This window comes from Paenibacillus sp. FSL R5-0378 (genome assembly GCF_038009285.1).
GTDB classification, from domain to species: domain Bacteria; phylum Bacillota; class Bacilli; order Paenibacillales; family Paenibacillaceae; genus Paenibacillus_AQ; species Paenibacillus_AQ favisporus.
Genome location: NZ_JBBPAY010000001.1, coordinates 5,967,515 through 5,980,396, shown reverse-complemented (window position 1 = coordinate 5,980,396; position 12,882 = coordinate 5,967,515). Strand labels below are relative to the sequence as shown.

Here is a 12,882-nt window from a genome sequence, read left to right as displayed (position 1 = left end):
TCTATTGGCGTTTTATTCCCAACATGGCGTACCTGTAAATAAAAAACCTTCCCCATTTACATACCTGCCAAATTCGCGAGAAGCACACTTTTTCGCATGCGTCGGCAATCCCTGCTTCGATTCAGGCATACCAAGAGCGTTCCTCATCCCGATTAGCCCTAGCGAAATAAATAATGCTTCGATCTGGGCCACATACTCATTGGGCAGCGGAAAGTGCTTTCCGTACCAATCGATGTACTGCTGTCTGGCAGTGGGATGAATAAAGGTACATGTGATGGCCAGGTCAGTGAGAAAAGGACCGAATCCGCACGCGCCAAAGTCAATGGGATGGGCAGCCCCGTCTGCAAACACGATATTGGGAGGAACGATATCGCCGTGCAATACACCCCAAGTCATCTTGTTTTGAGGGAGTGTGTCCAGCAAAGCCATCGCTTTTTCCCCGGCGGCTTCAAGAATCTGAACATCATGTGCATCTAATAAGCCTTCCCGTACCTTCGGCTTGAGCAGGTCCAGCGCATTCTGTATGCGTTCACGATGAACCGTTGGCCGGATAAAAGACGAAGGGGGCTGCCACATACTGGCATGCTGATGCAAAGCTGCCGTCATTTCAGCGGTGGACTTCAATTCCTGATCGCTGGTAAAATATTGTTTTTGCTCGCCTTCCACCCAACTGAGCATCGTACAACTTATATCGTCCACTTGTGTAACATAAGAACCCAGCCGATTGCGTTTTGGCATAGGGAGGGTGAGATGGGTGTCACGGTTAAGCGCATCCAGCCATACCAGCTCAGATTCCAGTACATCCCGGCGCGTCCACATGGTTTCAAGCGTACTGATTTTAGATTTGTGAACACGCAGGCTGTACAGCAGCCCATGATGATCTTCAATTTTGAAAACCATGGCACCGCTTTGTGCTACGGGCGACACGGATACAGCATTTATATCGTACTGGGCAAGCGCATGCTGCGCGATGATTGCAAGATCCATTCGATTCACACCTTCTAAAGGAAATAGCCCCTAACACCGGGGGATTGATATAATACTGCGCTCTAGAGCTGAACTACAGCTTAACGACAGGAATCCAAACCTCCATTTCGTACAGGTTGTTACCGCGATCGTAAGTCATTTCAAATTCGGGACCGTTTGCAGCTTCGTAATGAGCGCTTGGAAACCACTCGCCCCAGATCCGCCTCCACAATCCATGAATGTCATTCTGTCCACTCGGATTGATTCCGGTTGAAAAAATCGCATAAGACTGCGGGGGGATTTGCAGCTTTTCAAATCCTTCAGGCAAGCCGCTTTGGGGTAAAAAGTAACCGATCATGTACGAAAGTTGTTCTCCTTGCTTGTTGTATAAAACTGCATGGAGCTGGCCGTGTTCGCCTAAACCTGCGGCAGCGCGGATTCGTTTGACGGTTCCATCGGAAATACACTTTTGCCAAAACGCGGGTATTTCGATAAACGGATTCTCGCCGTCGGCATGGATCACAGTCGAAACACCGAACATTTCAAAGGCAGGTTTTCCTTCCATTCTGTAGTTCATCTCGACATCTCCGCGAATCGAAATGTGAAAGGATAAGCGAGGATAAGCCTTAAGGGATACACCGTTGTCGCGAGCAGCCTTTGGCATGACTCCGTGCATTTTTTTGAACGCCCTGGAAAACGCCTCGGGTGATTCGTAACCATACTTCAGTGCCATATCGATCACCTTTACGCCACCGGATTGCAGTTCAAAAGCGGCAAGGGTAAGCCGTCTGCGCCGAATATACTCGGACAGCGAAACGTTTGTGATGAACGAAAACATGCGTTGAAAATGGTAAGCCGAGCAGCAGGCCGTTCCGGCCACTTGGTCATAGTCGATCTCTTCCGACAGATGCGTTTCGATGTATTCCAACGCATGATTCATGCGTTTCAGCCAATCCATACAGATCATCCCTTCAACATTAATTATACGGAGTACCGAAAATAAAGCCTTGCATTCCATGCACAGAAATATCAGGTATTCCGCCTTGCCTTACCCCATACGCTGCACTTCCTAAAAGAAAAACGAACAGCTGAACAAATCAGCTGTTCGTTGTCAGTCCTGGAGCATTTCGCCGAGCAACACGCCGTCCGGATGGTTCAGCTTGCGGAATTGTCCCGGCGTGTAGCCGGTTTCCTTTTTAAACTTACGGATAAAATTCGGGGTGTCGGCATACCCGACCCGGCCGATGATTTCCTTGAGCGGTTCCTGGGTCGTCATGAGCAGCCGCTTGACCTCCTCCATCCTTTTCTGCCAGATATACTGGGTAAAGTTCAGCCCCACATTTTCCTTAAACGTCCGGCTGAAATGCGAAGGAGAAATTTCAAACAGATCCGCCAGGCTCTCCAGGCTCAGGCTGTGATCCATAAAGTGCTGGTCAATATAGCCGAGCATCTGGTCCTTGAGCGAGCTCTCCTTATGCTTCGTCTCCTGCTGCACCTGCGTGCAAATATGGGAGGCCAGCTTCCTGAGCTGCCCCTCGAATTCATCCAGGGACTGAAAGGCGCTGCTGGTCGGAATCTCCTGCGTAATATGGTGGATGCCAAGCTCTGATGCGGTCTTGAGCATCGTATTGAGAATGTCAAAGCAGATGCAGCGGGAGAGCAGCGGTGACGGGCTGCCCTCTTTCAGGCTCGTCATCGCTTCGCCGATCATATGGGCGGAGACGTCATGGCTGCCCTGTTTCAAGCTTTGGGACAGCTTCAGCAGCACGTTTTTCGGAATCCAGAAGGCTTCCTCGCTCGCCGGCGCCAGTTTTTCAAAAAACGTAATACCGCCTTTCTCCGACGGAGTATGGAATTCCAGCGCCGAGCAGGCTTCGATAAACGACTGATTAAGCTGCCCCGCCTGTGAATATCCGGTACCTACCCCCATGATGGGGTTAAAGTCGAACGCCTCCAGGATATTGCTGCGGACGGCATCGACGATCCGGCTCATATGGATGAAGCTCCCCATCGCCGGGTGCGGGTCAAAGGAGACGATGAGGGCCATCTGGTCCCGGCGCGGGAGCTCCACGCTGTAAGCGGATGCCCGGAGCCCGGGGATGTCCACTTCGGCTAGGAGGGAAGCGAGCGTCTGCCAATCCTGGTAATCCTGGGAAGGGTCAGCAAGCTCGCCTCGTTCCATGGCGATGACAAAAAACTGCGAACGGTCAAACCGGATATTAAAGGCTTCCAGCAGATTCGGCTCGAGCTCCCGGTCTTCTCCCTGCTGGAGCAGTCTCAGCAGAAGATGGTTCCGTGCGTACGGTTCCTGCAGATCGGCACGGGAGCTGTATTCCTGCAGCGCGGAGCGGATATGCTCCAGTTCATTGCCCGGAAGGAGCGCATCTCCCGTTCCCCGGTCGTTTCTGGACTTGGAATTGGCGAAATCGACCAGGGCCGAAATCGGGTGATATTGTCTGCGGGCCAGAAGCAGGGCTATGCCGATGCCTGCCAGCACCACGATGCTAAACAGCATGATGATAAAGCTGCGGATGTGCAGCACGCTGCTGAAAAACTGATCGCTCGGCATCAGCGTCACATACGTCCAGCCGTTCATGTCCGATTTGGTGGACACGACGGAATGCGCTTTTCCGCCCAGCTCCACGCTGTGAATGCCCGGATCGAGGGAAAACAGATGTCCCGTGTCCAAGCCGTTGATCGTTTCACCGTGATTGTTGGCGGCCAGCACCTGTCCGTGATTGTCAAAAATGTACGCCAGCCCCTTGTAGCTGCCCAGAATGGAATCGATCAGACCCGTGAGCTCCGACTCATCGATCAAATACATGACCGTTGCATGGGGATTCGGGCTGTTCGGCGTAATCGGCACCAGGTAGGCAAGCAGCGACTGCTGCCTGTAAGTGCCCCGGATCACCCGGTCCGCCGGACGCATGGTGGGAAAAGACACGTCGTTCAAATCGCCCATCAGGCTGTCTTTGGACCAATTCTGGAATATGTACTTCTCGCTGAACACGTCCAGGCTGCTAAGCCCCTGCGAGGAGTAAATCCGGTCGTCATGATGAAAATATAAAAATACATCTCCGATGATGGAGCTGGTTGACTTATATTGATCCAGAGCGTCGATCGCCTCCCGCGAATAGAACGGATCATGAACCCGGTAAGAGATCAGGCGGTCGTCATAGGCGATCCTTGAGGCGATGTCGCCGAGCTCCTTCATCCGGCCGTCGACGATGCTTTCCGCCTGCGTCAGCTGGTTCAGATGGCTTTGTTCGATTTCCTCCCGGAGGTTGCCCGCGGCGCTTTGGTAGATGAAGACGGTTACAAAAACGAGAGGAAGCAGCAAAATAAACAGATAAGACCATATATATTTTAAAAACAGCTTCGATTTCAAGTACCTTCTGAGGTTACGCTTCAAACTTTCCGCCTCCCTTTGGTTTAATCATAACAAAAAATTCCCTATCGGACATGGAATAATTCCGGCTGGCGGGGGTTTCGGCGGGAAAAGCGGGGCTTGTCCGCCAGGCTGGATACGTTGACTCGATGGATTTTTTTATATATAATATGTTTCAATGTTTCAACCATGAAAAACTGTAAATGAAGCGATGATAAGGGGTATTAGTTCCAGGGATGTCATACAGAGAGCCGGCGGTGGGTGCAAGCCGGTTGACGATTTGGGATGAACTCGCCTTTGAGCTATGATGTGAAGCGCGTGCGAAAGCGCGTCAAGGATCATCGATTCACCCGCGTTAAGGGTGCAAAGGGAGCGGGGATAAAGCATGTCCTCCGCTAACTAGGGTGGTACCACGGGAATCAAACCTCTCGTCCCTAGCGATGATACGCTATGGATGAGAGGTTTTTTTGTTGCAAACATGAAAGACGAGCGCCGTGCCGTACCGTAATAACGGGCGGGCAGCGGGCGCATTTTAGGAGGCAAATGAGCATGAGTAACCAAGAGCAGGTTCAAGGCCAGGGCTACCAGCACAAGGTGATTGAACCGAAATGGCAGAAGTATTGGGATGAGCATCACACATTCAAGACGACAGAGGATCCTGAAAAGCCGAAATTTTACGCGCTGGATATGTTTCCTTACCCGTCCGGAGCCGGACTTCATGTCGGCCACCCGGAAGGGTACACGGCGACGGACATCGTCTCCCGCTTCAAACGGATGAAGGGCTATAACGTGCTGCATCCGATGGGTTGGGACGCATTCGGCCTGCCGGCGGAGCAGCATGCGATGGATAAGGGCGAGCACCCTCGTGAAATCACGATCAAGAACATTAACACGTTCCGGCGTCAGATCAAGTCGCTCGGCTTCTCTTATGACTGGGACCGCGAGATCAGCACAACCGATCCGGAATATTATAAATGGACGCAGTGGATTTTCATCCAGCTGTACAAACGCGGCCTCGCCTATGTTGCCGAAGTGCCCGTGAACTGGTGTGAAGCCCTCGGGACCGTACTGGCCAACGAGGAAGTCATCGACGGGAAGAGCGAGCGCGGCGGCCATCCGGTCGTCCGCAAGCCGATGCGCCAATGGATTCTGAAGATTACCGAGTATGCCGACCGGCTGCTGGAAGATCTGGATGACCTGGATTGGAGCGAAAGCCTGAAGGATATGCAGCGCAACTGGATCGGAAGATCGAAGGGAGCTGAAGTGCAGTTCGACATCGAAGGGCATGACGCCAAGCTGACGGTATTTACGACCCGTCCCGACACGCTGTTTGGCGCTACTTATTGCGTGCTCGCTCCGGAACAGGAGCTGGTAGAGCGCATTACGACGCCTGAACAGAAGGATGCGGTGAAGGCCTACCAGGAGCAGGCAGCCCGCAAGAGCGATCTGGAGCGCACCGATTTGGCTAAAGACAAAACCGGTGTGTTTACCGGAGCCTATGCCGTCAATCCGGTGAGCGGCGAGAAGCTGCCGATCTGGATTGCGGATTACGTGCTGGCAGGTTACGGAACCGGAGCCATTATGGCGGTGCCGGGGCATGATTCCCGCGACTGGGAATTCGCCAAGAAATTCGGCCTGAACATCGTGGAAGTGGTCAAAGGCGGAAACGTGCAGGAGGAAGCTTATACCGGGGACGGAGAGCATGTGAACTCAGGCCCGCTGAACGGACTGCACACCGAAGAAGCCATCGCTGCAATGATCGCGTGGCTTGAGGAGAACGGCAAAGGCCAGGGCAAGGTAACCTACCGCCTGCGTGACTGGCTGTTCAGCCGCCAGCGCTATTGGGGCGAGCCGATTCCGATTCTGCATCTGGAGGACGGCACGATGAAGACCGTTCCGGAGGACCAGCTTCCGCTGCTGCTGCCGGATGTGGATCAAATCAAGCCGTCGGGTACAGGGGAGTCGCCGCTGGCCAACGTCACCGACTGGGTGGAGACGATCGATCCCGAGACGGGCATGAAAGCCCGCCGCGAGACCAATACGATGCCGCAATGGGCCGGCAGCTGCTGGTATTACCTGCGCTACATCGATCCGCATAATGCGGATGAGCTGTGCTCGACGGAGAAGCAGGAGGCATGGCTGCCTGTCGATCTGTACATCGGCGGAGCCGAGCATGCGGTGCTTCACCTGCTGTATGCCCGTTTCTGGCATAAATTCCTGTACGACCTCGGTGTCGTCACGACCAAGGAACCGTTCCAGAAGCTGATCAACCAAGGCATGATTCTGGGAACGAACAATGAGAAAATGAGCAAATCGCGCGGCAACGTCATTAATCCGGACGAAATCGTCGAGCAGTTCGGTGCCGACACGCTGCGCGTGTACGAAATGTTTATGGGGCCTCTGGAAGCGACCAAGCCTTGGAACGAGAACGGCGTGGAAGGCGCGCACCGCTTCCTCTCCCGCGTGTGGCGCCTGATCGTCAGCGAGGACGGCAGCCTCAGCAGCAAAATTACGGACGGCGACGGCAGCGATGAATTCAAGCGGACATGGCATAAAACGATTAAGAAAGTGACCGACGACCTGGAGAATCTGCGCTTCAACACCGCGATCAGCCAGCTGATGATTTTTATCAACGAAGCCTACAAAGCGGATGCGCTGCCGCGTCTGGCGATCGAGAACTTCGTGCAGATGCTGTCGCCGCTCGCTCCGCACATCGCGGAAGAGCTTTGGGAGCGTCTGGGCCATCAGGAGAGCATTACTTACGTACCGTGGCCGTCCTATGACGAATCCTGGACTGTGGAATCGGAAGTCGAAATCGTCATTCAGGTCAACGGCAAAATCGTTCAGCGGGCGATGATCGCCAAAGACATGAGCCAGGAAGCCATGCAGGAACACGCCATGTCGCTGCAGAACGTACAGCAGGCCATTGACGGGAAAACCGTCCGTAAGGTCATTGCAGTACCCGGCAAGCTTGTGAACATCGTCGCGAACTAATCGGCACCGGGGCCGCCGAACTGGGCGTCACACTTTTCCAGATCTTCTTTGTATTTGCCGTGGGTTGTGGCGATCAGACGGTGAAAGACGCCGGTTAAGCTGCTGTCCAGCAGGGCAAGCGCCTCGGCGGTAATGCCGCCGGGAACGGTTACCCGCTTCTGCAGCTCAAGGGGCGTAAAGCCTCCCTGCGTCAGCAGTTTACCCGTACCGAGCAGCATTTCCCCGGCGATCCACGTCAGTTCGCCGCGGTCCATGCCGGTCGTTTCTACGGCGGCGTTGATCCACTGATCCAGAAAAAAGCTTAAAAAGGCAGGCCCGCAGCTGGATAAATCCGATGTGATCCTGACAAAGGATTCATCGATGAGGATGGGCTTGCTGATGGGAGACAGGAGATGCTCGATGAGCTGCCTGTCTTCCTCTTTTATCCGGCTGCCATACATACATAGACAGACGCCGCTTTGAACGCGGTGGGCCACGCTCGGAATGATCTTGGCCACCTTACAGCACAAAGCCGACTCCAGGTGATGGATCTGCACCGGACTCGTGATGGATACCACCATTTGATCGGGCCGAAGCGTGCTTCCGATTTCATCCAGAATTGCTTTAAATTGAAGCGGCTTCACGCACAAAAAGATCAGATCGCTGTTGTGCGCGGTTTCCGCGTTGCTGGTGCATACATGCAGTCCGGGGTGTCGCTGCTGGAGCCGGATAACCTTCTCGGGGGTACGGTTGCTGGCATAGACCTGGTTTGGAGCGAGCGAACCCGAATCAATCAGGGCCTCAAGCAGCAGGCTGCCCATGCTGCCGGTTCCGATAAATCCTACCTTCATATAGGTTCCCTCCTTTCGTGCTTCGCAGTAACGACATGATCGTTCCCATTAGTGTATGCGCTATAACTTGGCCACCATGACGGCTAATTCCGCATTATAGAGTTATAAATTTTCAGTGTATGTTATTCTGTACTTCATCTATGGACCGACAGCGAGTCATTTCAAGTCATTTCATAGAATCGGGGTGTCATGTTGTGAAAAGAATATCGGCAGTCGTCAGCATCGTTTGTGCCGTGCTGGGAAGCGGGGCCATTCTGCTGTCTGGAGTTCATACAAGCAGCGGCATGGAGCAGTGGCAGCCGCTCAACGGCAGGGTTGAAAGCGTGCTGAACGAAAAAGCGGGCGGTTCGGCAGGCGATTTGCCTAAAGGCGCCGCGGCAGCGGATGACAAACAAAAGCAGGAGCAAGGTTCTAAGCAGGACGCCAACCCGGCTGCCAAACAGGACGCCGTACCCTCAGGACCCGCGCAGGCGAATGAAAGCCGAAATACGGAAGATAAAGCGCAGAGTTCGGGGGATGAAGCGGCGGCGGGCCAAGCGGCAAACGGAAGCACTCATTCTGACGCTGGACTTGCGGCGAATGCCGCTTCGGGGCCGTCAGAAACTTCGTCCGAGCAGCCACCGGCTGGAGGTTCGGCAGACGCGGTGTCCGGTTCGCAGACAGATGCCGGAGGGCAGGGCAAAAAGGTCAACGTCAATACCGCAGGACTAACGGAGTTGACCGATCTTCCGGGGATCGGTGAGGCCAAGGCCAAAGCCATTCTGGAATACCGCAATCAGCACGGGCCGTTCAAATCGGTTGCGGATTTGGACAAGGTCAAAGGCATCGGACCCAAAATGCTGGAAAAAATGAAGCCGTACATCCAGCTGTAGGTTATCCGTTAGACGCTAAATGCGTTGTCTCCCATGCAGGTATATCGGTAAACGTTTTTCTTGTGATACAATATGTACACATTCTACGGAAATCAGGTGATGGATTCATGACGGTTGATACCCGAAAAGACTGGGACACTTACTTTATGGATATTGCATATATGGTATCGACGCGTTCCCGCTGTTCCCGGCGCCATGTCGGAGCCGTGCTCGTTCAGGGGAAGAAGCTGCTGGGCACCGCGTATAACGGAGCGCCGATGGGCGTGCCGGACTGCTCGGAAGCGGGTTGCATGATCGCTGAGGAGTACGAGCTTGTGGACGTGGACGGAAAGCAGGAAATGGTGAAAAAGCAGCGCTGCGTCCGGACGATTCATGCCGAGCAAAACCTGCTGCTGTTCACCGACCGTATCGACCGGGAAGGCAGCTCCGTCTATGTTACGGACGAGCCCTGCTGGACCTGCGCCAACATGCTGGCGAACAGCGGCGTGACCGAGATCGTGTATCACCGTCCGTATCCTAAGGATACGGAGAAGGTGACGGAAATGATGCGGCAGAAGGGCATTACCTTCCGCCGGCTGCCGGTCTATGAGCCGCCACGGGAAACGGTGATGACGGTGGCGGATTAAAAATTGGCGGTAAGACTGAACATACGGTTACACAGGAATATTCGGAAATATGGAATAAATCATCAATAGGGGAAGGACCTCTGTCCGCAGCACGGCTGCCGGCAGGGGTCCTTTTTTGGTTTTTGTAAAAGAAGGCGCAGGCGAAGTGCGCATGAGAAACCGTCGGAAGCCTATATGCAAAGAAGGGAAGTGTGTGATATGAAACAAAGACCGCTGATCGTATTCACGGTAAGCTGGATCGCCGGCAGCAGCGCAGCGTATGCCTGCTCGGGTTCAAGGCTGCTTCTTCTGATCGCAGGCGCATCGCTGCTGCTGGCAGCGCTCGGTATGTACCGGAGAGACTTCCTCCGGACCGTGATCATCATCTGGTGTGCCTTAGCCGCGTCGGGAGCGTATTGGGAGCTGCAGGAAGCCGCAAATGTATCCAAGCTTCCCGAAGCCCTTCAGGCGGCTGATGCTGCCCAAATGGACGGAGCCAGTGCCCGAATGACAGGCATGATCGCCTCCGCCGTCGAAGTCGACGGAGACCGAGCCGATTTTGTCATGAGCGTACGGCAAGCGGTACCCATCGGCGGGACCGCAGCGAACGGCAAACCTAACTCACGGGATGCCGGAACGAGTACGGGCAGCGAGCCTATGGTGTCCGAAAAGGTCATGGTGCAGGTCAAGCTAAAGAGCCGGCAGGAGCAGGAAGCAGCCCGCCAATGGCAGCGGGGGGACCGGGTCCGGATTTCCGGCAGCCTTGCGCAGCCGCAGAGCGCACGGAACTTCGGCGGCTTCGATTACCGTCAGTACCTGGTGACCCAGAAAATTCACTGGTTGTTTAAAGCGGCTGGTGCCTCCAATGTTCAGGCTTCAGCTCCGTCCGGCATTGGCATGACCCTTCTTCTGCGCTGGAACGATCAGGCGAGGAACGGCCTGAGCGGAATGATCGACCGGATTTTCCAGGAACCCCATGCCGGTTATATGAAGGGGCTGATCATCGGGCTTCAAGACGACCTGGATCCCGAAACCTACGCAGAATTCTCTCAACTGGGCCTGACCCATATTTTGGCGATCTCGGGTATGCACGTCGCCGTGTACGTTGGCTGTTTGCTCTATATCTTTTCCCTGCTGCGGCTCTCCCGTGAAAAATCGCTGCTGCTTGTCATGCTGCTCGTACCCCTGTACGTTCTGCTGTCCGGTGTCAGTCCGTCCGTCGTGCGGGCGGGGATTATGAGTATGATCGGGCTGTATGCAGCCAGAAAGGGGTTGCTGAAGGACGGATTGAACATCCTCAGCGCGGCGGCGCTGCTCATGCTGCTCTGGAATCCATATTATCTGCTGAGCGTAAGCTTCCAGTTGTCATTTCTCGTGACGGCAGGCCTGATGGTCTATGTTCCCTTGATACATCCGCAGCTGTCCTTTCTGCCGTCCAAAATCGCCGGTGCGGTCGGCGTTACCCTCATTGCCCAACTCGTGTCTTTTCCGCTGACGATCTATTACTTCAATCAGTTCTCATTACTATCGTTTGCAGCCAATTTTGTGCTCGTTCCCTTCATTACCTTTCTCGTTCTCCCTGTGGGGACGGCAGCGCTGCTCATCGGCTCGCTATGGCTGCCCGGGGGCAAGATGCTGGCGGCGGCAGCCGAGTGGCTGGACGATCTGTCTTTCTGGCTGGTGAAATGGATGAACGGGTATCCGCAATTCGTGACGATCTGGAAGTCACCTTCGCCAGTTTGGATCGCTTCCTATTTTATAGCGTTGTATGGGCTGCTCTATTTCGGAAAAGGGTGGTCGCTGAGCCGGCGGCAGATGGCAGTAGAGCCGGACGCGACCGTGCCGCTGGGCGTGCCCCCTGCAGCCCGCCGCCCGGAAGCGGCTTTGCCGTCCAGGACGAAAACCCGGCTTGCCGCCGGAGCGCTTGGGGGACTATGCATACTCATCGTTCTTCTGTACGCGGGATACCAGCCGGAGCACTTCCGCGGGGCCGGAGCGGTTCAGGTGCTGGATGTGGGGCAGGGTGACAGCATTTTGATCACGACTCCGCAAGGAAAGCACCTTCTGGTCGACGGGGGCGGAACCGTCAGCTTCCGCAAGGCGGAGGACGGGTGGAAGGAGCGGAAGCAGCCGTTTGAGGTCGGCGCCAAGGTTCTTGTTCCATTATTAAAGAAGCGGGGAATCCATAGGCTGGACGCGGTCATCGTGACGCACGGGGACCAGGATCACGCCGGAGGTATGCAGGCGGTGCTGGAACAGATTCCGGTCGGGGCGTTTTTATTCAATGGGACGATGGCCGGTACGGCTGCCTTTGATCGGCTGATGGCTGCCGCCGTAGACAAGGATATTCCGATTTATGCCATTCACCAAGGAATGAACTATGACCCGGACGGCCGGACGCAGCTGGTTTTTCTCGGCCCGGTCCTGTCGCAGACCGATCAGGAGGCGCTGCCGGTCGTCAAGGACCAGAACCATGACTCGGTCGTGTTCCTGCTCGAAATGAACGGGGGACGCTTCCTGTTCACCGGAGATATGGACAAGGCGTCCGAGGAGCAGCTTCTTGAGACACTGGACTCTGGCCGGTTTGGTGAGGCGGTGGCGGATAATGGGCAAACCGTCGATGATCGGGCACTGCAAACCGTAAGCGAGCTGCTGGAAGCACCCGTGGATGTGATTAAAATTGCCCATCACGGCAGCAAGACAGCCAGTTCAGCGGAATGGCTGAGCCGGTGGAATCCCGCCGCAGCCGTTATTTCGGCCGGCGTGAACAATCTGTACGGACATCCGCATGCCGATGTGCTGCAGCGGATTTCCGAGGAAGGAGCGGCCGTTTACAGGACCGATCTGCAGGGGGAAATCCAATTTTCGGTAAAATCCGGGAAAATCCGTGTCAGAACCAAGCTGATAACAAAATCGTAATGATTTGTCTATGAAAAACGCTTAGAATGATGAAGTTGGCCGCAGAATCTTCAGGTGACTCCGCCTCTGGAATTTGGTATTCTTAATTGTGGTTTTCATCAGCAGAGATGAAGTAAAACGGTGGTGTCACCCTTGACGTACATACCTTCCGGATTTTTACGGGAAGCAGATTTAACAAAACGATTACGGGTGGATCGAAGCAGAAGAAAAAACCGCTTTCGGTTGAAGGTTATATCCGGTTTTATTAGGAATGGCAAGCACTCCCGGGGCCTGCCTTTTCAGCAACTTTAAAAATGTGGTTACAAATT

The 12,882-nt window shown here is 54.6% G+C and carries 8 protein-coding genes and 1 other annotated feature; of the genes, 4 read left to right on the top strand and 4 right to left on the bottom strand.

What is annotated here, in order from left to right; genetic code table 11:
- Positions 1–12: 12 nt before the first annotated feature.
- From MKY74_RS27760 to MKY74_RS27750, 3 genes are all read right to left on the bottom strand, one after another.
- Complete coding sequence (locus MKY74_RS27760) at positions 13–987, bottom strand: phosphotransferase enzyme family protein (protein WP_076169757.1); 975 nt, start codon at positions 985–987, stop codon at positions 13–15.
- Positions 988–1,060: 73 nt separating this feature from the next.
- Entirely contained in the window at positions 1,061–1,924 is an 864-nt protein-coding gene (locus tag MKY74_RS27755; protein ID WP_076169758.1) for an AraC family transcriptional regulator, read from the bottom strand.
- A gap of 153 nt (positions 1,925–2,077) precedes the next feature.
- The gene (locus MKY74_RS27750; RefSeq protein ID WP_076169759.1) at positions 2,078–4,378 is read right to left on the bottom strand and encodes a helix-turn-helix domain-containing protein; all 2,301 of its coding nucleotides are present in this window, start codon (positions 4,376–4,378) and stop codon (positions 2,078–2,080) included.
- 178 nt (positions 4,379–4,556) lie between these two features.
- Positions 4,557–4,793 (top strand) — a binding site (T-box leader).
- A gap of 110 nt (positions 4,794–4,903) precedes the next feature.
- Here MKY74_RS27750 and leuS point away from each other — a divergent pair.
- Positions 4,904–7,348, top strand: coding sequence for a leucine--tRNA ligase (gene leuS / locus MKY74_RS27745; RefSeq protein WP_076169760.1), 2,445 nt, complete (start codon positions 4,904–4,906; stop codon positions 7,346–7,348).
- Here the strand turns inward: leuS and comER are convergent.
- Positions 7,345–8,178, bottom strand: a complete 834-nt coding sequence (gene comER, locus MKY74_RS27740) for a late competence protein ComER (protein ID WP_076169761.1) — start codon at positions 8,176–8,178, stop codon at positions 7,345–7,347. The genes leuS and comER overlap by 4 nt on opposite strands.
- A gap of 194 nt (positions 8,179–8,372) precedes the next feature.
- Between comER and MKY74_RS27735 the strand changes: the two genes are divergently transcribed.
- The 3 genes from MKY74_RS27735 (at position 8,373) to MKY74_RS27725 (ending at position 12,574) form a co-directional block, all read left to right on the top strand.
- Positions 8,373–9,050, top strand: a complete 678-nt coding sequence (locus MKY74_RS27735) for a ComEA family DNA-binding protein (RefSeq protein WP_076169762.1) — start codon at positions 8,373–8,375, stop codon at positions 9,048–9,050.
- A gap of 107 nt (positions 9,051–9,157) precedes the next feature.
- Positions 9,158–9,676 (top strand): deoxycytidylate deaminase, encoded by a 519-nt coding sequence (locus tag MKY74_RS27730; RefSeq protein WP_076169763.1) that lies wholly within the window; start codon positions 9,158–9,160, stop codon positions 9,674–9,676.
- A gap of 198 nt (positions 9,677–9,874) precedes the next feature.
- On the top strand, positions 9,875–12,574 hold the full coding sequence (locus MKY74_RS27725) for a ComEC/Rec2 family competence protein (protein ID WP_076169764.1): 2,700 nt from the start codon (positions 9,875–9,877) through the stop codon (positions 12,572–12,574).
- The last annotated feature ends 308 nt before the right edge of the window (positions 12,575–12,882 follow it).